Genomic DNA, 20,688 nt, shown 5'->3' on the forward strand with positions numbered 1-20,688 from the left:
GGGTGCGTTTCACGTGAAACACACCCTCGGCGGACTCAGTGCGCGGCGCCCGCAGCAGCGTCGGGAGCGATGTGCTGCGTGCCGATCCGCTTGCGGAACACCCAGTAGGTCCAGCCCTGGTACAGCACGACGAGCGGAGTGGCGATCGCCGCCAGCCACGTCATGATCTTGAGGGTGTAGGGGCTCGACGAGGCGTTGCCGACCGTCAGGCTCCAGTCCCCGTTCAGGGTGGACGGCATGACGTTGGGGAAGAGCGACAGGAAGAGCATCGCCACGGCGGCCACGATGGTGACGCCGGAGAGCGCGAACGCCCATCCCTCGCGCCCTGCCTGGTTGGCCACCAGGGCGGTGATCAGGGCGACGACGGCCACGACCACGGCAACCAGGCTCTTGCCGTCACCGCTGTCGGCCTGCGTCCACAGCAGGAACGCGAGCGCCACGACGGCCGTGACCAGGCCGACCCATCGGGCCAGCTTCCGTGCCCGTGCCCTGATCCCCCCCACGGTCTTGAGCGCGGTGAAGACCGCTCCGTGGAAGGTGAACAGCGTGAGCGTCACCAGCCCGCCGAGCAGGGCGTAGGGGTTGAGCAGGTCCCAGACACTGCCGACGTACTCGAAGTGCTGGTCGATCTTCACGCCCCGCACGATGTTCGCGAAGGCCACGCCCCACAGGAACGCTGGGATCAGCGAGGTCCAGAAGATCGCCGTCTCCCAGTTGCGCTGCCAGTTCTCCTCCGGCCTCTTGGCCCGGTACTCGAAGGCCACGCCCCGGACGATCAGGCAGACCAGGATGAGCAGCAGGGGCAGGTAGAAGCCGGAGAAGAGGGTGGCGTACCACTCCGGGAAGGCGGCGAAGGTCGCGCCGCCCGCGGTGAGCAGCCACACCTCGTTGCCGTCCCAGACCGGACCGATGGTGTTGATCAGCACCCGGCGTTCGGGCCGGTCGCGGGCGAGCAGCCTGGTGAGGATGCCGACTCCGAAGTCGAAGCCCTCCAGGAAGAAGTAGCCGGTCCACAGGACGGCGATCAGGACGAACCAGACGTCGTGAAGTTGCATGACTGTTCCCCCGGCCTAGTACGAGAAGGCCATCGGCTTGTCGGCGTCACGGGTGTCGCCGCCGATCTTCGTGGGCGGGTTGAGGTCGGCCTCGGTCAGTTCGGGCGGGCCGGCCTTGACGTACTTCGCGAGCAGCTTGACCTCGACCACGGCGAGGATCGCGTACAGCGCGGTGAAGACGGTCATCGAGGTGATGACCTCGCCCTGGGAGACACCGGGGGAGACCGCGTCCCGGGTCTGGAGGACGCCGTAGACGACCCACGGCTGGCGGCCCATCTCGGTGAAGATCCAGCCCCAGGAGTTGGCGATCAGCGGGAAGGCCATGGTCCAGGTCGCGACGCGCCAGTACCAGGGGGTGAGCTTCGGGCTGAGCGCCTTGTTCCTGAACAGCACCAGGTGCGGCACCTCGTCGTCGCCTACCCGCAGGTGCTGCGGCAGCAGGAACTTCTTGCGGGTCAGCCAGAGACCGGCCAGCCCGATGGCGAAGGAGGCCATGCCGAAGCCGATCATCCAGCGGAAGCCCCAGAAGGCGACGGGGATGTTGGGCCGGTAGTCGCCGGGACCGAACTTCTGCTGCTCGGCCTTGTTGACGTCGTTGATGCCGGGGACGTACGAGGTGAAGTCGTCGTCGGCGAGGAAGGACAACAGGCCCGGTATCTCGATGGCCACGCTGTTGTGGCCCTTGTCCACGTCGCCGTAGGCGAAGATCGAGAAGGGTGCCGGCTTCTGGCCGTCCCACAGCGCCTCGGCGGCGGCCATCTTCATCGGCTGCTGCTTGAACATCACCTTGCCGAGGGTGTCGCCGCTGATCGCGGTGAGCAGGCCGGCGATGACCACGGTGATCAGACCGAGCCGCAGCGTGGTCTTCATCTCGCGGATGTGCTTCTTGCGGGCCAGGTGGTAGGCGGATATGCCCACCATGAAGGCGCCACCGGTCAGGAAGGCCGCCGAGAGGGTGTGGAAGGCCTGGCTCAGGGCGGTGTTCTGGGTCAGCACGGCCCAGAAGTCGGTCAGCTCGGCACGCCCCCGAGCCTTGTCGATCTTGTAGCCGACCGGGTGCTGCATCCAGGAGTTGGCCGCCAGGATGAAGTACGCCGACAGGATCGTGCCGATCGAGACCATCCAGATGCAGGCCAGGTGGATCTTCTGGGGCAGCCTGTCCCAGCCGAAGATCCACAGGCCGATGAACGTGGACTCGAAGAAGAAGGCGATCAGCGCCTCGAAGGCGAGCGGGGCGCCGAAGATGTCACCGACGAAGCGCGAGTAGTCCGACCAGTTCATACCGAACTGGAACTCCTGCACGATGCCGGTGACCACGCCCATCGCGATGTTGATCAGGAAGAGCTTGCCCCAGAACTTCGTCGCCCTGAGGTACTTCTCCTTCTCCGTGCGCACCCAAGCCGTCTGGAGCCCGGCCGTGAGCGCGGCCAGGGAGATCGTCAGCGGAACGAACAGGAAGTGGTAGACGGTGGTGATGCCGAACTGCCAGCGCGCCAGTGTCTCCGGCGCCAAAGCCAGGTCCACGTCGTCACTCTCCTTACTACGGCGTGGTGCAGCGGCGGTTTGCCCCTCTTGCCACTCACATACAGGAGCAAACCAGACGCGCTTGTGAACGCGTTCACATTCACAAGCCATTATGACGCACTGATTTTCAGCCGTGGCACGGGGGTCTCCCCTTCGCCGGCACGTCAGGCCCTCGACGGCGACTTCAACATCTCGTTGAATTGCGCGCCCCGCAGATACGCATCTCTTGGCCCGCGGGCAACATCACCGCGACCCTCGACGCGCACGCACCGACGGTGCGGGCCCTCGCCGAGGCGCTGCCCCTCGCCTCGACGGCGCGCACCCGGGGTGAGGAGGGGTATTCCGACACAGGCGTCTCCGTTTCCCGTGAAACGGACGCCCGGCAGGTCGTGGAACCGGGCACAGTGGCCTTCCGGACGGACGGCGACGCGCTCGCCCTGCCCTACGGGCCCACGCCGATCTCGCGAGGGGCGGAACGCCGCCTCGCGAGCCCGTGCGACGTCCTCGGCGGTCTCGACGGGGACGCCGGTCTCCTGGCGACCGTACGGGACGGCGACCCCATCCGGGTCGGACTGATCGAGGACGGGCGCTCCAGCCGAGCCGCAGCGCCCTCCGACCGGGCTACCGCTCCTTGTGGAACGCTTCCGCCACCTTCAGGAAGATGTCGTTCGCCTCGGTCTCCCCGATCGTCACCCGCACACCCTCGCCCGGGAACGGCCGGACGACCACACCGTGCTCCTCGCACGCCTGCGCGAACGCGACCGTCCGCTCCCCCAGCCGCAGCCAGACGAAGTTCGCCTGGGTCTCCGGCACCGTCCAGCCATGGCCCCGCAGCCCGTCGACCACGCGCGTGCGCTCGCACACCAGCGAGCCGACCCGGCCCAGCAGCTCGTCCTCGGCCCGCAGCGAGGCGACCGCCGCCGTCTGCGCGAGCTGGCTCACGCCGAACGGCACCGCCGTCTTGCGCAGCGCCGCCGCCACCGGCTCATGGGCGATCGCGAAACCGACGCGCAGCCCGGCCAGCCCGTACGCCTTGGAGAAGGTCCGCAGCACACAGACGTTGGGCCGCTCCCGGTACAGCTCGACCCCGTCGGGCACCTCGGTGTCGCGGTTGAACTCCCGGTAGGCCTCGTCGAGCACCACCAGCACATCGCCGGGCACCCGGTCGAGGAATCGTTCCAGCTCGGCCCGCCGCACCACCGTGCCGGTCGGGTTGTTGGGGTTGCACACGAAGATCAGCCGCGTGCGGTCGGTGATCGCGTCCGCCATCGCGTCCAGATCGTGCACATCGCCCGGCGTCAGCGGGACCTGCACCGACCGGGCACCGCTGATCTGCGTGACGATCGGGTACGCCTCGAACGAGCGCCAGGCGTAGAGCACCTCGTCACCAGGGCCGCTGGTGGCCTGCACCAGCTGCTGGGCGATGCCCACCGAACCGGTCCCCGTGGCCAGATGCGAGTGCGGCACACCGAAGCGCTCGGAGAGCTCGTCCATCAGCTCGGCGCAGGCCATGTCCGGGTAGCGGTTGAGGTCGCAGGCCGCCGTGGTCACCCTCTCCAGCACGCTCGGCAGCGGCGGGTAGGGGTTCTCGTTGGAGGAGAGCTTGTAGGCGACCGGCCCGCCGGCAGCGGCCGGCTTGCCCGGCTTGTAGGTGGGAATGCCTTCCAGCTCGGCGCGCAGCTTGGGGCTCGTCTCGCTCACCGCAGTCCTCCTCGCGACCACCGGCGGACCGTCGACACCGCCGGCTTCCAATACTTCTCACCTTATGAGGATTCGGCGCCGCTGAGTACAGGCCCGGGAGCCTCGGACACACGGCTACCGGCCCCGGGGAAGAGGTGGATCTCACGGCTCCCGGGGGCATCAGGGGCATCCCTGTACGAAGGCGCATGTTTCGGGGGGCGCGTCGTACATATATCTACGCGCCGGTGGCTTGCGCCCTGGCGCGCGTCGCCCGTGCAGGTGAGTTGAGACCTCTTCGAGACATCGGGCACTTGGCAGGCTCACACGCGTCGACACGCCACGTCTTACTATGGAACCGGGCAACTACCTTTCATTCCAGGTAAGTTGGCCTCTCTTGACCATGCAGAAACGTGCCTGTCGAGGCGTGCATATGCGTCCGCACTACCCCACCGCATGAGCCCTACTATCGGCTCGCCATGACAGCAGCAGGGAAGCACCAGGTGAGCCGCGCGGAAACCTCACGTCGAGGCAGCCGGCCGGGTCGGGCGGGCATCAGGGACGTCGCCGCCGCCGCCGGGGTCTCCATCACGACCGTGTCCGACGCCCTCAACGGCAAGGGCCGGCTCCCGGATGCCACCCGGCGCCATGTCCGCGAGGTCGCCGACCGCCTCGGGTACCGCCCCTCGGCAGCCGCCCGCACCCTCCGTACCGGCAAGTCGGGACTGATCGGCCTGACCGTGACGACGTACGGGGATGAACCTTTCACCTTCACCGAGTTCGCCTACTTCGCCGAGATGGCACGGGCCGCCACCTCGGCCGCGCTCGCCCGCGGCTACGCCCTGGTCATCCTGCCCGCGACCTCCCGCCACGACGTCTGGTCCAACGTCGCCCTGGACGGCACGGTCGTGATCGACCCCTCCGACCAGGACCCGGTCGTCAGCGAACTGGTCCGGCAGGGGCTGCCGGTCGTCTCCGACGGCCGCCCGGCCGGCTCCCTCCCCGTCACCGCCTGGGTCGACAACGACCACGAGGCCGCCGTCCTCGGCATCCTCGACCACCTCGCCGCCGCCGGCGCCCGCCGCATCGGTCTGCTCACGGGCACGTCGACGGACACCTACACCCATCTGTCGACCAGCGCCTACCTGCGGTGGTGCGAACGGGTCGGCCAGGACCCGGTCTACGAGGCATACCCGGCACACGACCCGTGCGCCGGTGCCGTCGCCGCCGACCGTCTGCTCGCCCGCCCCGACCGGCCGGACGCGGTCTACGGACTGTTCGACCCCAACGGCACCGACCTGCTCGCCGCCGCCCGCCGCTACGGCCTGCGCGTCCCCGACGACCTGCTGCTGGTGTGCTGTAGCGAGTCCACCAAGTACGCCAGCACCGAGCCGCCGATCACCACGCTCTCGCTGAAGCCGCGCCGCATCGGCACGGCCGTCGTCCAGCTCCTCATCGACGCCATCGAGGGCGTCGATGCCGACCAACCGGTCGAGCAGGTGATACCGACCGAACTCATGGTCCGCACCTCCTCGCAGCGCCGGCCGCCGCGCACGACGGTCAGCCCGCCGCGGACCCCGGACGAGCGGTGAGGGGGCCGGGCCCCGCACCGGCCGGCGCGGGGCCCGGCCGGTGCGGCACATGGACTACCGGCCGAGGCACCGGCCGGCCGACAACCGACCGAACATCTGCCCAAACAGGGCGAAAGCCGCGGCGAACCGGCGTCTTGTTCCGATTCACCACCCCTGGGTCATCACACGGCGCGACGCGCGTTCCTATGATGGGCGCACGACACCGCGGACCGCTGCGACCAGGCAGTCCGAAGCGGTGCAGATGCGGCGCGATGGTGGAGGGGTCTGATGACTCAGGGGGCCGGTCAGGGACCCGAGGCGGAGCGGACGGCGACGCTGCGCGACTTCCGGGTACCCGCGTACGTCCACGAGACCGGTCCGTACGTCCACAGCACCCACCCCGGCAACGCCGTACCGGCGACCGACGAGGCGTATCCCGAGGGCTACCCCGAGGGATACACGCCCACCCAGCGCGACCTGCCGGTCATCAACCGCGGCGACACCCTCCAAGTCCCCGTGGAACCGGCCCCCGCCGCCCCGGCCCCGCAGGCCGCGACCGGCCCGGGACCGCTCTACGTCGTCGGCGACGTCCACGGCTACCTGGACGAGCTGGTGCTCGCCCTCCAGGAGCAGGGCCTGATCGACGCCTCGGGCCAGTGGTGCGCCGGCACCGCCCGGCTGTGGTTCCTCGGCGACTTCACCGACCGCGGTCCGGACGGCATCGGCGTCATCGACCTGGTGATGCGGCTCTCCGCCGAGGCGGCCGCGGCGGGCGGCTACTGCAAGGCCCTCATGGGCAACCACGAGCTGCTGCTGCTCGGCGCCAAGCGGTTCGGCGACACCCCCGTCAACTCCGGCGCGGGCACCGCCACCTTCCAGGCGGCCTGGCTGCTCAACGGCGGGCAGAAGACCGACATGGACCGCCTCCAGGACCACCACCTCCAGTGGATGGCCCGCCTGGACGCCGTCGAGATGGTCGACGGCTATCTGCTCGTCCACTCGGACACCACCGCCTACCTCGACTACGGCGACTCCATCGAGGCGGTCAACGACACCGTCCGCGAGGCCCTGACCCGTAACGACGCCGACGAGGTCTGGGACCTGTTCCGCAAGTTCACCAAGCGTTTCTCCTTCCGCGACGAGGGCGGCGCCGATGCCGTGCGTTCCCTCCTCGATACGTACGGCGGCACCCGGATCGTTCACGGGCACAGCCCGATCCCCTACCTCCTCGGCCAAGTCGGCTCCGAGGACGACGAGGAGGGCACCGGCCCGGTCGTCGAGGGACCGCACGTCTACGCCGGCGGGCTCGCCATCGCCATGGACGGCGGAGTGACCATGGCCGGAAAGCTGCTGGTACGCGAACTTCCGCTGGATGTCTGACCGTTCCCCCGGCCGACCTCACCCGGCCGCGTAAGCGCAGGCCGGACGGCAATTTCCGGCAATTACTGTCACCACGCGCCGTGCCGGCTCTACCATCTGCTTGTCCGTAGCAGGCTCCCCTCCGTTTCTGCCCGACGGCTCGCCGGCGTGCGAGCACCAAGCCCTACGGAGCATCGGGGGATGCACATGAACAGCGTTCCGCAGCACTTGCAGAGCGAGGACCGGCAGGACTTCGAGCGGCTCCTCGATGAGGTGCTGCGCTCCGCACCACACCGACCGGATCTGGCCGCCGTCGGAGAACGGCTCACCACCGCACAACTGCGCGCCATGGCACTCGACGCCTCCGCACTGATCACGGCGGCAGCGGCGGCCGAGTACGAGCACTACGTCGGGGTCCGCGACGCACTGCGCCACCCGGCACTGTCCGCCCCGCCCGCCGCCGGCGAGACCACCACCGCGCTCCCGGATCCGAGCGCCCCGGACTCCGGCAGCGGCCGCCGCGAGGAGGCCGACGACCCCGGCGCGGGCGCCCTCGCGGTGATCGCCGTCCTGGCACCCGTCCTGTCCGGGACCGCGGCGGTGATCTTCCTGCTCGTCGGCTACGTCCTGAAGGTGCTGAACCCGGGACACACCCTGGCCCGGACCCTGCTCACCACCGGCTGGGTGTTCGGCGCCATCACCGCGGCGGCGATCGTCGTCGCCGCCGTCGCGCTGCTGCTCACCGCCCTGCGCAACGGCACCCCGGCGGACGCCCGGGCCCGGGCCACGGCGGACGAGGAACTGGCCAGGGCCAGGGAGGACTGGCGGGACGCCCTGCGGGAGCGCGGCATCCTGCCCTTCCTCCGGACGGCACTGGCCGAACCCGGCCGGGCCACGCGCCCCACGGCCCCACCCGCGCCGACCGGCCGCATACCGCGCCTGGGCTACGACCGGCCCGGTTTCAGCAGCCCCGACGACGGCGCCACGACCGACCGTCCGAGCTACACCGGTCCCGACTACTCCAGCCCGGGCTTCAGCGGCCCGGACTTCGGCGGCCCGGAGCATCCACCGGAGTAGTCCCGCCGCCGGACCGGCCAGCGGCGGGCTCACCGCGCGGTTCAGTCGGCGATCGGCAGATACACCCGGTTGCCGGCGGCCGCGAACTCCTTCGACTTCTGGGCCATGCCCTCCTCGATCTCGGCCCGGCCGCTCCCGTGCTCCCGCCGGATGTCCTGCGAGATCTTCATACTGCAGAACTTCGGGCCGCACATGGAGCAGAAGTGGGCCGTCTTGGCGGGCTCGGCCGGCAGGGTCTCGTCGTGGAACTCCCGTGCCGTGTCCGGGTCCAGGGCCAGGTTGAACTGGTCCTCCCACCGGAACTCGAAGCGGGCGTCCGACAGCGCGTCGTCCCACTCCTGGGCGCCTGGGTGGCCCTTGGCGAGGTCGGCCGCGTGGGCTGCGATCTTGTAGGTGATGACGCCGGTCTTGACGTCGTCCCGGTTGGGCAGGCCCAGGTGCTCCTTGGGCGTGACGTAGCAGAGCATCGCGGTGCCCCACCAGGCGATCATCGCGGCACCGATGCCGGAGGTGATGTGGTCGTACGCCGGCGCGACGTCCGTGGTCAGCGGGCCGAGCGTATAGAACGGAGCTTCATCGCAGATCTCCTGCTGAAGGTCGATGTTCTCCTTGATCTTGTGCATCGGGACGTGCCCGGGGCCCTCGATCATCGTCTGTACGTCAAAACGCCTGGCGATCCGGTTGAGTTCCCCGAGTGTCCGCAACTCCGCGAACTGAGCCTCGTCGTTGGCGTCCGCGATCGAGCCCGGCCGCAGGCCGTCGCCCAGCGAGTAGGTGACGTCGTAGGCGGCGAGGATCTCGCACAGTTCCTCGAAGTTCTCGTAGAGGAACGATTCCTTGTGGTGCGCCAGGCACCACGCGGCCATGATCGAGCCGCCGCGCGAGACGATGCCGGTCTTGCGGTTCGCGGTGAGCGGGACGTACGGCAGCCGGACGCCCGCGTGGACGGTCATGTAGTCCACACCCTGCTCGGCCTGCTCGATGACGGTGTCCTTGTAGATCTCCCAGGTGAGTTCCTCGGCCCGGCCGTCGACCTTCTCCAGTGCCTGGTAGAGCGGCACCGTGCCGATGGGGACGGGGGAGTTGCGCAGCACCCACTCGCGGGTGGTGTGGATGTTGCGGCCGGTGGACAGGTCCATGACCGTGTCGGCGCCCCAGCGGGTCGCCCAGGTCATCTTCTCGACCTCCTCCTCGATGGAGGACGTCACCGCGGAGTTGCCGATGTTGGCGTTCACCTTCACCAGGAACCGCTTGCCGATGATCATCGGCTCGATCTCCGGGTGGTTGACGTTGGCCGGCAACACCGCCCGGCCGGCCGCGATCTCCTCGCGGACCACCTCGGGCGAGACGTTCTCCCGGAGAGCCACGAACTCCATCTCCGGTGTGATCTCGCCCCGACGGGCGTACGCGAGCTGCGTCACCGCCTGGCCCCCGCGACCCCGCCGCGGCTGACGCGGGCGGCCGGGGAAGACCGCGTCCAGGTTGCGCAGTCCGCCGCGCGGAGAGGTGTGCTTGATTCCGTCGTCCTCGGGACGGACCGGACGGCCCGCGTACTCCTCGGTGTCGCCGCGGGCGATGACCCAGTTCTCCCGCAGGGGCGGCAACCCCCTGCGGACATCCGTGTCGGCGAGTGGATCGGTGTACGGGCCCGACGTGTCGTACAGCGTGACCGACTGCCCGTTGGTGAGGTGCACCTGACGGACCGGCACCCGCAGGTCGGGGCGTGAGCCCTCGACGTACGCCTTGTGCCAGCCGATGGACTTCCCGGCCTCCGGGGACGTGTCGTCCTGGGCGGAGGCAGGCGTGCGTGTGTCCTTGTTGGTCATGAGACCTACTCCCTACGCCGGCATTACCCGGTAACAGGTTCGGCGGTCGACGCAGCGGTTTCCGTCTGACGACCTTTCCCGCGGAACATCGCTCGTTCCACGTGAAACATCGCGTCTACGGAGGTCAGCGCCCTCTCAGCCCGGTGCTCCGAGCTCCCGCGTGTGCAAAGGTGCCTCCACGCTAGCGCCATGTGTGGCGCGGTGAACAGTGGGCCCCCGACGTTCTTGGGATGATCGGGCGGTGACCAGGATGGAGCAGTACCCCTACCAGCCGCCCGAACCGCGCCCGCGAGACGGCTCGGAAGAGGACACCGGGCACGGCCACTCCGCGCCCGGGAGCGGCCGTGAGACCCGCCCTGGGCACGACCACCAACACGGCTCCGGTTCCGGTCACACGCACGGTCACAGCCACAGCCACGGCCCCGCCGCCCCCGTCTCCCAGCATCTGCGCAAGGTGATCGCGGCGATCCTGATCCCCTTCACCGCCGCGGTTCTGGTCGGCCTCGTGGTGCTCTGGCCCGGGGACGCCCCGTCCCACAAGCGCACGGGCGTCGGTTTCGACCGGCAGACCCAGCAGGCGACGGTCACCCGGGTCGTCGGCATCAGCTGCAAGTCGGCGAGCGCCTCCGGTGTCCCCCCGACCGGCGACACCTCCACCGCAGAGGGCAGCTCGGCTCAGCAACAGGCCGACGGGGACTGCAAGAAGGCGACCATCCGGGTCGACACCGGCAAGGACGAAGGTCGTACCTTCACCGAGATCGTGCAGCCGGACCAGTCGCGGCAGCTCCACCAGGGCGAGAAGGTCGTGGTCGCCTACGAGCCCTCGGCGCCGAAGGACCTCCAGTACGCGGTGACCGACGTGAACCGGACGTTCCCCATGACGCTGCTCGCGGGGATCTTCGCGGTGGCCGTCGTGGTGGTGGGCCGGCTGCGGGGTCTCATGGCGCTGGTAGCGCTGGCCGTCAGCTTCCTGGTGCTGACGCTGTTCATCCTGCCGGCCATCCTCCAGGGGTCGAACCCGCTGGTGGTGGCCGTGGTCGGGTCGAGCGCCATCATGCTGATCGCCCTGTACATGTGCCATGGACTGTCGGCCCGTACCTCGGTGGCGGTGCTCGGCACACTGATCTCGCTGGTGCTGATCGGGGCGCTCGGCTCGCTGTTCATCGGCTGGGCCGCGCTGACCGGCAACACCGACGACAACACCGGCCTGATCCACGGGCTGTATCCGTCGATCGACATGAGCGGCCTGCTGCTGGCCGGAGTCATCATCGGTTCGCTCGGTGTCCTGGACGACGTGACGGTGACACAGACCTCGGCAGTCTGGGAGCTGCACGAGGCCAACCCGTCGATGGGCTGGCGCGGGCTGTACCGGGCGGGCATCCGGATCGGCCGCGACCACATCGCGTCCGTGGTCAACACCCTGGTGCTCGCCTACGCCGGTGCAGCGCTCCCGTTGCTGCTGCTGTTCTCCATCGCGCAGAGCAGCGTCGGGACGGTGGCCAACAGCGAGCTGGTGGCCGAGGAGATCGTGCGCACGCTGGTGGGCTCGATCGGTCTCGTCGCCTCGGTCCCGGTCACCACGGCGCTGGCCGCGCTGGTGGTGTCGGCCGACCGGGTCCGACCGGCTGCCGAGCCCTCCGCCGGAACCCCGGCCGGTCCGGCCCGTGGCGGTCGGGGCCGACGGCGCAAGCGGTGAGCGGGGCGACCCCGCCGCCCCCATGCAGAAGCGTTCCTGCACAACTCCGCGCGGAACAGCGGAGCGTGCCGTGCTCCGTGTCGCGATGCCTCAGCCGGCGCTCTGTTCCTCGGCCAGGATGCGGTCCAGCGCCTCGTCGAGGTGCGCGTCGAAATCGGCCAGCGCGCCTTCCTGTCCGAGCGGCACGAGTTTGTCCGTGCGGTCGAGGAAGGCCACGAGCGGGGGCGCCGACGAGCGGAACAGGGCGTGGTCGCCTCCCACCTGAAGCCGGATCAGCACCTCGCCCAGCACCTCGGAGTCGGCGGGGTAGATCCGCACGTCCCCCTCGCCGCAGGGACGGCCGACCCCGTCGATCAGCAGCTCCCGCCCGAAGGCCCAGGTCACCGGGGCGTCACCGGGCAGATGGAAGGTGAGCCGCACGGCATAGGGATCACTGGTCTCGTAGCGCAACTCCACCGGGATGCGGAAGGAGAGCTCCTCCGACACGAGAAAGCTCATCATGACTTCTGCCTGTACGGACTCGCGCATTGCCTATCCCGTCATATGACATCGACTGGCCGGGATTGATCCCTCTGACCGTGGTCAAATCTTGCTGAAAGTACACAAGAGATCACAAGGAGTAAGTTTTCAGATACTGATAGCGAGGGTGAGTGATCCCAGATGCCGCCCGATCTCCGTCTGGAGCCGACAGGCCGCCGGCAGCAGCCGATCGGCCTGGTGGGCGGGGAGGGAGAGGGCCACAGTGGCCGCGGTGGTGCCCACCGTGATCGGAAGCGCGGCGCACACCGTGCCGACCGCGTACTCCTGCCGCTCCACCACCGGCTCCATCCGCCGGGTGCGGGCCAGCCGGCGCAGCAGCGCGTCGTCGTCGCGGACCGTGTACGGGGTGAGGGGCCGGACGGGATAGCGGGCGAGGTGGTCCCGCCGCGCGTCCTCGTCCAGCTGGGAGAGCAGACACTGGCCGATCGCGTGCGCGTGGCCGGTCTCGCGGAAATCCGCCCACTCCTGGACCGCCGGGGCCTGACGGGAGTCGGAGACGCAGAGCACCTGGATCTCACCGTCCCGGTACATCGCGTAGTACACCGGCACTCCGATGGAATCGCGCCAGTGCGCGAGCGTCTCCGCCACCGTGGTGCGACGTTTCTGCCGGGCTCCGTCGCGGCTCAGCCGCTCGGCGGCGTCACCGAGGAAGAACAGCCCCTTCTCCCGGCGCAGATAACCCTCGTGCACCAGGGTGCGCAGCAGGTGGTACGTCGTGGGCAGTGCGAGACCGGTCTCACGGGCGAGTTGCTTGGCGGGCGTGCCGTAGGCGTGTCCGGCGACGGACTCCAGCAGGCGCATGGCGCGCTGGACGGACCCGATGAGCGTCGCGGCGGGCGGGACAGGGGATGCGGGGCCGGCCGTCCGCGGTTCCGGCCGGGTGGTGCGGGGCGGTGGTCCGCCGGCCTCCGGGGCGGGCGGGGGGCCGGAGCGGTCCGCCGTGTGTACGCGGACGTGTGCGGGGGCGGTGAGGGGTGCCGATCGCTGGAGGGGGGGTGCGCAGGAGCGCGGTGCGACGGCGGGTGCGTGGGGTTCTGCCGGTGCGGTGTCAACCGTGGCCAAGGGTTACTCCCGAAGCGCGAGGGGGGAGCCCGTGCGGGGGTGGAGCACGGGGAGTCTGCGCCACCCACGGAGCCGGAACCCGTGGGAGGTTCCGGACTCTAACCGTCCGCCACCGCGGCGTGACCGCTCCGGAGGGAAACTTCCCTCCCCCGAGGGAACCGGCGCTCCCGTCACCTTCGACCGGCGCCCCGGTGGCTCACCAGTCGCCGCGTGACGAGGAGCTCCCCGTGAACTTGCGCACGACGTAGATCAGACCGCCGACCAGGGCGACGAATATCAGCGCCTTGAACAGCAGACCGATCACGAACCCGACCACCGTCGCTATCAGGCCGCCGAACACGACCAGGGCGATGACCGGCACCGCGACCCACTTCACCCACCACGGTAGCCCCGCGAAGATCTCTCGCATCGCCCTCGTCCTTTGCGTCTCGTGCGTTGTCGATGTTCCGCACTCGATGCTAGGGCCGCGGAGGGGCTCCGCGGGGGTCGCGCATCCCTTGTCCTCCCCTGACCCGTCCCCTAGGGAACCCTGGGAAGCGGGCTCACGCCTCGGGCGGAGAGAACACGACGAGCACCCGGAGGTCCTCGCTGATGTGGTGGAACTTGTGGGGGACCCCGGCCGGCACGTACACGACGCTTCCCCGCGCGACCTCGGTCGTCTCCGGTCCGACCGTGAGCGAGGCCCGGCCGCTGACCACGAGGTACACCTCGTCCTGGTGGTGCGGCTGCTGCGGGTCGTGCCCGCCCGCGTCGAGGGCGTACAAGCCGACCGACATGTTCCGCTCGCGCAGGAACTGTAGGTAGGCACCCTCGTTGGCGGCGCGTTCCGCCTCCAGTTCGTCCAGCCGGAATGCCTTCATCGCCGCTGCCGCCCTCGCCTCACTGCTCGCAGTTCCCCTGCCCGCCGTCGCACCGCCCGCCACTCGTCCGGCCGGGGCCCGTCCGGTCTGCCACGATCAGACACATGATGAATTTCCTAGTCAAGACGATCGTCAACGCGGGCGCGCTGGCCGTCGCGGTGTGGCTCCTCGACAAGATCACCCTGACCGGTCACAGCACGGCCGCGAAGGCCGGCACGCTGATCGTCGTCGCGTTGATCTTCGGCTTGGTGAACTGGCTGGTCAAGCCGATCGTTAAGGTGCTCACCTTCCCGCTCTTCATCCTGACCCTGGGCTTGATCACCCTGGTCGTGAACGCGCTGATGCTGCTGCTGACCTCCTGGGTGTGCGGCAAGCTCGACCTGAGCTTCCACGTGGAGGGCTTCTGGACGGCCGTCCTCGGCGGTCTGATCATCTCGGTCGTCTCCTGGGCGCTGCACGTCGTCCTGCCCGACGAGGACTGAGCGCGCCATGACCTACCGCGTCTGCTTCGTGTGCACCGGCAACATCTGCCGCTCCCCGATGGCCGAATCCGTCTTCCGCGCGCGCCTGGCCGAGGCCGGTCTGGCGGACCTGGTGACGGCCGACAGCGCCGGTACCGACGGCTGGCACGAGGGCGAGCCGGCCGACCCGCGCACCGTCTCGGTGCTGGAGGAGCACGGCTACGACAGCGCGCACATCGCCCGCCGGTTCCTGCCGTCGTGGTTCGCCCGCCTCGACCTCGTGATCGCCCTCGACGCCGGTCATCTGCGGGCCCTGCGGCGGCTCGCACCCACCGAGGAGGACGCGCGCAAGGTCCGTCTGCTCCGCTCCTACGACCCCGCCGCCGGTGACGACCTCGACGTCCCCGACCCGTACTACGGGGGCCGGGACGGCTTCGAGGAGTGCCTTGAGATGGTGGAGGGGGCGAGCGCCGGTCTGCTCACCGCCGTACGGAACGAACTGGAGGAACGGGCAGCATGAGCGATGGCACGAAGGACGAGGACCGTACCGGTGACGGCACGCGCGCGGTACGGGCCGGGCTGCCCGAGCCCGTCAAGCACGAGCCGACCCTGCCCGGACCGGTGTTCGCGGCCCACTTCCACCTGCCCGGCGAGGTGACGGGGCCGTACCTGTACGGGCGTGACGACAATCCGACCTGGACGCTGCTGGAGCGGGCCATCGGCGAGCTGGAGGCGCCCGGACGGGAGGACGTCGAGACACTGGTCTTCGCCTCCGGCATGGCGGCGATCTCCTCCGTGCTGTTCTCGCAGCTGCGGGCCGGGGACGCGGTCGTGCTGCCGTCCGACGGCTATCAGGTGCTGCCGCTGGTCGGGGCCCAGCTGGAGGCCTACGGCATCGAGGTGCGCACCGCACCGACCGGCGGCGACGCACAGCTGGAGCTGCTCGACGGGGCGCGGCTGCTGTGGATCGAGTCCCCGTCGAACCCGGGGCTCGACGTCTGCGACATCCGGCGTCTCGCGGAGGCGGCACACGCGTGTGGCGCGCTGGTCGCCGTCGACAACACCCTCGCCACCCCGCTCGGGCAGCGTCCGCTGGAACTGGGTGCCGACTTCTCCGTGGCCAGCGGCACCAAGCAGCTGACCGGGCATGGCGATGTCCTGCTCGGCTACGTCGCCGGCCGGGACACCGGGGCGATGGCCGCCGTGCGCCGCTGGCGCAAGATCGTCGGTGCGATCTCCGGACCCATGGAGTCCTGGCTCGCGCACCGGTCCATCGCCACGCTCCAGCTGCGCGTCGACCGGCAGAACGCGACGGCTCGCACGGTCGCGGAGGCGCTGCGGCAGCGGCCCGAGGTCGCCGATCTGCGCTATCCGGGGCTGCCCGACGACCCCTCGCACAAGGTCGCGGAGCGGCAGATGCGCCGCTTCGGCTGCGTGGTGTCCTTCACGCTGCCCACGCGCGCGCGTGCCGAGCGTTTCCTCGAGGCGCTGCGCCTGGTGGAGGACGCGACGAGCTTCGGCGGGGTGCGGTCCACGGCCGAACGCCGCCGCCGCTGGGGCGGGGACGACGTCCCGGAGGGATTCATCCGCCTCTCCGTCGGCGCGGAGGACCCGGAAGATCTCGTAGCCGACATCCTGCGCGCGCTGGACGAGTCCGCCGACTAGGCGTTCGCACGCTCGTCCTCGTCGCCATCGCCGTCGCCGTCGCCAGAACGGTCCGAGCCTCCCCCCTCGTGGCTCGGACCGCCTGCGGCTTTCGCATGCGAAAGGCCGTACGCACAAGGTTAGTTGACTCTGCGTCAGTGTCCAATCACTGTAACGACAGAAACCTGTCGACAATATTTTTTGGCCGGCGGCCGAGAGCGGGCCGGCCGACGGGCCCTCGTCGCGGAGGCTGAACCTGGCCGCCCCTCCGAGTCGGGGTGCACGCACTGCGGTCGGGTCGTGGCGCTTTGCGATGTTTCACGTGGAACCAACCGGGCCACATTTCTCCCATGACCGTCCGACCCGTGGTCAAGCGCACCGCCCGTGCCGTTCTCCTGGACGGTGACGACCTGATCCTGATCAAGCGCACCAAGCCCGGCGTCGATCCCTACTGGGTCACCCCCGGTGGCGGGGTCGAGCCCGGCGACTCGACCGTCGTGGACGCCCTGCACCGGGAGGTGTACGAGGAACTGGGCGCCAAGATCACTGACGTGGTGCCGTGCTTCGTGGACACCGTGGAGCACATCGGCGAGGACGGTGGTGCCACCGGCGTGAAGGTGCAGCACTTCTTCGTCTGCCGACTGGAATCCATGGACCCGGCCCTGCGCCACGGTCCGGAAGTGGAAGAGCCCACCGGTGAGTACGAGATCGTCCGCGTCCCGTTCACCCGTGTCGGCATCGCCTGCGTCCACCTCGTTCCGCTCTCCCTGCGCCACTACCTGGACGGGAACATCGAGGGAGTACGCGCCATGCACGCCCCTGACCTGGGCTGAGCGCGATCGCCCGTACCGACGGGGCTACCGCGCCGGCCCGACCAGCTCATATGCCTCCCACAGATCCCGTCCCGTGTAGGAGTGAGTCGCCAGACGCGTCAGACGGGCATCGGCGTTGACCGCCACGGACACCGGCACGACGGCGAACAGCTCCTGGTCCGAAGACGAGTCGCCGTACGCCACGCAGTCCGCTCGCGCCACGCCGAACTCCACGCACAACCGTTCCGCGATGGTCACCTTGGCCGCGGCGTTGAGTGCTCCGGTCGGGTCGATGGGCTCGGTGAACGGCACGGCCGGGAAACGGGAGCCGTGCGCCGCGTGGGCACCCCAGTCGAGAAGGCGCTCCACGAAGAAGGAGGGTGACAGGGACACCACCGCGCAGTATTCACCCGCGCTCCTGATCTCCGCCCAGACCTCGCGGATCCGGGCCAGCCACGGAGCCGCCTCGAACGCGGCCCGGGCATGAGCCTCGGTGAGGCCGGCCCACAGCTCGTACACCTGTGCCGCGTACTCCGGCGGCCCGATCCGCCCCTCCGCGATCGCCCGGTCCAGCGCCACCGTCTCGGTCTCCAGGCCCAGCTGGCGGGAAATCTCCACGGGAGCGGTGGTGCCGTGCAGCAGTGTGCCGTCGAGATCGAAGAGGTGAAGTCTTGTCATGGCCCTGAGGTTAGCGATTCGGCCGGTGGGCCGACTCCCGATGTTCCACGTGAAACATCGGTGGCCAAGAGTGGTGCACAGAGTCAGGAGATGACCAAAAGCACGTGCGTCCGTGTCGAAACGGGTGGACGACAGGGGCATCGTTCGGACAGCCTGACCTGCGTGCCGACTCCTTCCCTCGCCGCTCTGCCCATCCGCCGCCTGACACTTCGCGATCTCGCCGCCTGTGCCGACCTGTCCGAAGACCGGGGGTGGCCACGCGAGGAACACAAGTGGGGCTTCCTCCTCACAGCCGGGAAGGGGTTCGGCATCGACGACCCCGAGGGTGGCCTCGTCGCCGCGTGCGTGGTCACGGAGTACGGGGCGTGGGGACGGCCGGATCTCGCCGCCGTCGGCATGGTCCTCGTGGCCGGACGTCATGGCCGTCAGGGCGTGGGCCGCCGCCTGATGCGGCATGTCGTGTCGTCCATGGGGACCACTCCGCTGACCCTGCACGCCACACCGCACGGTCGTCCGCTCTACGAGGAGCTGGGCTTCAAGGTGACGGGCCGGGCCGAGATGCTGAGGGGCCGCTTCACTCCCGGCGGCCCGGAGTCCGGTCCCGCCACCCGCGCCGCCACCGCGGAGGACATCCCGGCGATCGTGCGGCTCGACGAGGAAGTGTTCGGCACCGACCGCACACCTCTCATCACCCGGTTGCCTGCCTTCGCCGACCAGCTGCGGGTCGCCGAGGAGGACGGTCGGCTCATCGGTTACACGGCGGCTTGGCCGAACATGGACACCCATGTCGTCGGCCCGCTGATCGCCCGGGACACCGAAACCGCCAAGGCACTCATCGTTTCGCTCGCGGCGCATACCGAGCGTCCCCTGCGCACCGACATCGACGTGCGTCACGAAGAGCTGCTGACCTGGGCTAAGGAACGGGGGCTGGCCTCCGTGGCCTTCAACTCGGTGATGACCTACGGCATCGCGGATCTGCCGGGGGACTGGACCCGGCGGTTCGCACCGCTGACGGTCGCCGCGGGCTGACCCCGCGGGACGCGACCGGCCCCGCCGCCGGGAGCGGCGGGGCCCAGGCCCGGTGACCGGCTCAGGCGAGTGCCTGTACGGCCGCGGTGGCGAAGCCGTGGTCCTGCTCCGGCGCGCCGCCGCCGACACCGACCGCACCGATCAGCCGGCCGCCCCGGTGGACCGGAACACCGCCCGCGATGAACAGCAGGGGCCGGTCGAGGGCCGTGGGCAGGGTGTGGAAGAGACCGCCGGGCTGGACGGCCTCGACGAGGTCGGCAGTGGGCGCGTTCAGCTGGAGGGCCGTGTACGCCTTGCGGGTGCTGGTCTCACCGGAGATCAGGACGGCCCGGTCGTCCCGGCGGAAGGCGAGCAGGTGGCCGCCGGCGTCCAGGACGGTGACGCTGACGGTGACTCCGGCCTCCTCGGCCGCCTGGCGAGCCGTGGCGACGAGCAGTTCGGCGTCCTCGGTGGTGAGCGGGGTGACGGCGGTGGTACTCATGGAGGTGTCTCCTTGGATGGTGCTGTGGTGGATGGCTGCCGTACCGGGGAAGCGTCCCGGTACGGACGTCTGGGGGGTACGGGTGGTGAGTCGTCCGGGGGACGGGCGGCTCAGTGGTGGACGGCCGTCCGCCGGTCCGCCGGCGTCCCGGAGGTGGCCACGGCGCTGAGCTCACCGTCACGGCGTTCCAGGGCGGCGGAGACGAAGGCGAGGACCAGTGCCGCCGCGGCGAGGGCGGCGCCCACCCAGTTGGGGGCGGTGTAGCCGAAGCCGGCCGCGATCACGAGACCGCCGAGCCAGGCGGACAGGGCGTTGCCCAGGTTGAAGGCTCCGATGTTCACGGCCGAGGCCAGCGTCGGAGCACCGTGCGCCTGGTCGAGGACGCGCTTCTGGAGCGGCGGCACGGTCGCGAAGCCCAGGGCGCCGATCAGGGCGATGGTCACCGCGGCGGCGATCTTGTTGTGGGCGGTGAGGGTGAAGAGCCCCAGGACGACGGCGAGGGCGCCCAGGGAGACGTACAGCATCGGCATCAGGGCGCGGTCGGCGAACTTGCCGCCGATGAGGTTGCCACCGACCATGCCGAGACCGAACAGGACCAGCAGCCAGGTGACCGAGCCATCGGCGAATCCGGCGATGTGGGTCATCATCGGCGCGATGTAGGTGATGGCCGCGAAGACGCCGCCGAAACCGAGGACGGTCATCGCCATGGCGAGCAGGACCTGGGCGTTCTTGAAGGCGGCCAGCTCGTGCCGCAGGTGCACGCCTTCGGGACGGGGCAGTTCGGGGACGAGCTTGGCGATACCGGCGAGGCCGACGGCGCCCAGGGCGGCGACGACGGCGAAGGTGACCCGCCAGCCGACGTGCTGGCCGATCAGCGTGCCCAGCGGTACGCCGATGACGTTGGCCACGGTGAGCCCCGTGAACATCATGGCGATGGCGCCGGCCTTCTTGTCCGGTGCGACCAGCTCGGCCGCGACGACCGAGCCGATGCCGAAGAAGGCACCGTGGGCGAGCGAGGCGACCACACGGCCGATGAGCATGACGGCGAAGACCGGGGCCACGGCGGAGAGCAGGTTTCCGACGATGAAGAGACCCATCAGCAGCATCAGCATGCGCTTGCGCGGGACCTTGGTGCCGAGCACGGTCATCAGCGGAGCGCCGATGACCACGCCGAGCGCGTACCCGGTCACGAGCAGGCCCGCCGTGGGGATGGAGACCCCGAAATCGCCCGCGACCTCGGGCAGCAAGCCCATGATCACGAACTCGGTCGTTCCGATTCCGAAGGCCCCGATCGCGAGGGCCAGAAGCGCGAGAGGCATGGAGGGACACCTTCCCA

20 protein-coding genes, 1 pseudogene and 1 riboswitch are annotated in these 20,688 nt (G+C 69.8%); of the genes and pseudogenes, 10 read left to right on the forward strand and 11 right to left on the reverse strand.

The window, feature by feature from the left end; all coding sequences use genetic code 11:
* Positions 1–35: 35 nt before the first annotated feature.
* Positions 36–1,055 carry a cytochrome d ubiquinol oxidase subunit II gene (gene cydB, locus IF37_RS0103625; protein WP_030735954.1) on the reverse strand — a complete coding sequence of 340 codons (1,020 nt, stop codon included), beginning with the start codon at positions 1,053–1,055 and terminating at the stop codon, positions 36–38.
* Between the two features lie 15 nt (positions 1,056–1,070).
* Complete coding sequence (locus tag IF37_RS0103630; protein ID WP_030735956.1) at positions 1,071–2,579, reverse strand: cytochrome ubiquinol oxidase subunit I; 1,509 nt, start codon at positions 2,577–2,579, stop codon at positions 1,071–1,073.
* A 200-nt stretch (positions 2,580–2,779) separates the two neighbouring features.
* Between IF37_RS0103630 and IF37_RS41490 the strand changes: the two are divergent.
* Positions 2,780–3,160: pseudogene (locus IF37_RS41490) on the forward strand (cyclophilin-like family protein); the annotation flags it as partial.
* A gap of 40 nt (positions 3,161–3,200) precedes the next feature.
* On the opposite strand, the gene hisC reads toward IF37_RS41490, so the two are convergent.
* The gene (gene hisC, locus IF37_RS0103635) at positions 3,201–4,280 is read right to left on the reverse strand and encodes a histidinol-phosphate transaminase (RefSeq protein ID WP_030735959.1); all 1,080 of its coding nucleotides are present in this window, start codon (positions 4,278–4,280) and stop codon (positions 3,201–3,203) included.
* A 455-nt stretch (positions 4,281–4,735) separates the two neighbouring features.
* On the opposite strand from hisC, the gene IF37_RS0103640 reads away from it, so the two are divergent.
* The 3 genes from IF37_RS0103640 to IF37_RS0103650 all read left to right on the forward strand — a co-directional run bounded on the left by IF37_RS0103640 (position 4,736) and on the right by IF37_RS0103650 (position 8,263).
* Entirely contained in the window at positions 4,736–5,848 is a 1,113-nt protein-coding gene (locus IF37_RS0103640) for a LacI family DNA-binding transcriptional regulator (RefSeq protein WP_030735963.1), read from the forward strand.
* A 267-nt stretch (positions 5,849–6,115) separates the two neighbouring features.
* The gene (locus IF37_RS0103645; protein WP_030735966.1) at positions 6,116–7,207 is read left to right on the forward strand and encodes a metallophosphoesterase; all 1,092 of its coding nucleotides are present in this window, start codon (positions 6,116–6,118) and stop codon (positions 7,205–7,207) included.
* A gap of 180 nt (positions 7,208–7,387) precedes the next feature.
* Positions 7,388–8,263 carry a hypothetical protein gene (locus IF37_RS0103650; protein ID WP_030735969.1) on the forward strand — a complete coding sequence of 292 codons (876 nt, stop codon included), beginning with the start codon at positions 7,388–7,390 and terminating at the stop codon, positions 8,261–8,263.
* Between the two features lie 41 nt (positions 8,264–8,304).
* On the opposite strand, the gene thiC is transcribed toward IF37_RS0103650, so the two are convergent.
* Complete coding sequence (gene thiC, locus IF37_RS0103655) at positions 8,305–10,089, reverse strand: phosphomethylpyrimidine synthase ThiC (RefSeq protein ID WP_030735972.1); 1,785 nt, start codon at positions 10,087–10,089, stop codon at positions 8,305–8,307.
* Positions 10,082–10,259, reverse strand: a riboswitch (TPP riboswitch). Its footprint overlaps the gene before it by 8 nt.
* A gap of 71 nt (positions 10,260–10,330) precedes the next feature.
* Between thiC and IF37_RS0103660 the strand changes: the two genes are divergently transcribed.
* Positions 10,331–11,785: a YibE/F family protein gene (locus IF37_RS0103660; protein WP_030735974.1), complete on the forward strand. Its 1,455-nt coding sequence runs from the start codon at positions 10,331–10,333 to the stop codon at positions 11,783–11,785.
* Between the two features lie 90 nt (positions 11,786–11,875).
* On the opposite strand, the gene IF37_RS0103665 is transcribed toward IF37_RS0103660, so the two are convergent.
* The 4 genes from IF37_RS0103665 to IF37_RS0103680 form a co-directional block, all read right to left on the reverse strand.
* Entirely contained in the window at positions 11,876–12,313 is a 438-nt protein-coding gene (locus IF37_RS0103665; RefSeq protein ID WP_030735976.1) for an SsgA family sporulation/cell division regulator, read from the reverse strand.
* 99 nt (positions 12,314–12,412) lie between these two features.
* Positions 12,413–13,147 (reverse strand): IclR family transcriptional regulator, encoded by a 735-nt coding sequence (locus IF37_RS0103670; protein WP_301540305.1) that lies wholly within the window; start codon positions 13,145–13,147, stop codon positions 12,413–12,415.
* 436 nt (positions 13,148–13,583) lie between these two features.
* Positions 13,584–13,796, reverse strand: a complete 213-nt coding sequence (locus IF37_RS0103675; RefSeq protein ID WP_030735980.1) for a DUF5326 family protein — start codon at positions 13,794–13,796, stop codon at positions 13,584–13,586.
* A gap of 133 nt (positions 13,797–13,929) precedes the next feature.
* On the reverse strand, positions 13,930–14,247 hold the full coding sequence (locus tag IF37_RS0103680; RefSeq protein WP_030735983.1) for a cupin domain-containing protein: 318 nt from the start codon (positions 14,245–14,247) through the stop codon (positions 13,930–13,932).
* A 104-nt stretch (positions 14,248–14,351) separates the two neighbouring features.
* Here IF37_RS0103680 and IF37_RS0103685 point away from each other — a divergent pair, with 104 nt between their 5' ends.
* The 4 genes from IF37_RS0103685 to IF37_RS0103700 all read left to right on the forward strand — a co-directional run bounded on the left by IF37_RS0103685 (position 14,352) and on the right by IF37_RS0103700 (position 17,185).
* Positions 14,352–14,729 (forward strand): phage holin family protein, encoded by a 378-nt coding sequence (locus tag IF37_RS0103685; RefSeq protein ID WP_030735986.1) that lies wholly within the window; start codon positions 14,352–14,354, stop codon positions 14,727–14,729.
* A 7-nt stretch (positions 14,730–14,736) separates the two neighbouring features.
* On the forward strand, positions 14,737–15,228 hold the full coding sequence (locus IF37_RS0103690) for a low molecular weight protein-tyrosine-phosphatase (protein WP_030735991.1): 492 nt from the start codon (positions 14,737–14,739) through the stop codon (positions 15,226–15,228).
* Positions 15,225–16,373: a cystathionine gamma-lyase gene (locus IF37_RS0103695; protein WP_030735994.1), complete on the forward strand. Its 1,149-nt coding sequence runs from the start codon at positions 15,225–15,227 to the stop codon at positions 16,371–16,373. Before IF37_RS0103690 ends, IF37_RS0103695 begins: the two co-directional genes overlap by 4 nt.
* 329 nt (positions 16,374–16,702) lie before the next feature.
* Entirely contained in the window at positions 16,703–17,185 is a 483-nt protein-coding gene (locus IF37_RS0103700; RefSeq protein WP_030735997.1) for an NUDIX domain-containing protein, read from the forward strand.
* Between the two features lie 24 nt (positions 17,186–17,209).
* Here the strand turns inward: IF37_RS0103700 and IF37_RS0103705 are convergent, their stop codons facing one another.
* A complete protein-coding gene (locus tag IF37_RS0103705; RefSeq protein ID WP_030735999.1) occupies positions 17,210–17,842 on the reverse strand; it encodes an HAD family phosphatase in 633 nt (210 codons plus the stop codon).
* A gap of 162 nt (positions 17,843–18,004) precedes the next feature.
* Between IF37_RS0103705 and IF37_RS0103710 the strand changes: the two genes are divergently transcribed.
* Positions 18,005–18,871: a GNAT family N-acetyltransferase gene (locus IF37_RS0103710; RefSeq protein ID WP_030736003.1), complete on the forward strand. Its 867-nt coding sequence runs from the start codon at positions 18,005–18,007 to the stop codon at positions 18,869–18,871.
* Between the two features lie 61 nt (positions 18,872–18,932).
* Here the strand turns inward: IF37_RS0103710 and IF37_RS0103715 are convergent, their stop codons facing one another.
* Positions 18,933–19,352: a heme-binding protein gene (locus IF37_RS0103715; protein WP_030736006.1), complete on the reverse strand. Its 420-nt coding sequence runs from the start codon at positions 19,350–19,352 to the stop codon at positions 18,933–18,935.
* A gap of 110 nt (positions 19,353–19,462) precedes the next feature.
* Positions 19,463–20,671 (reverse strand): MFS transporter, encoded by a 1,209-nt coding sequence (locus IF37_RS0103720; RefSeq protein ID WP_030736008.1) that lies wholly within the window; start codon positions 20,669–20,671, stop codon positions 19,463–19,465.
* Between the last annotated feature and the right edge of the window lie 17 nt (positions 20,672–20,688).

This window comes from Streptomyces sp. NRRL S-31, assembly GCF_000718775.1.
GTDB lineage: Bacteria > Actinomycetota > Actinomycetes > Streptomycetales > Streptomycetaceae > Streptomyces.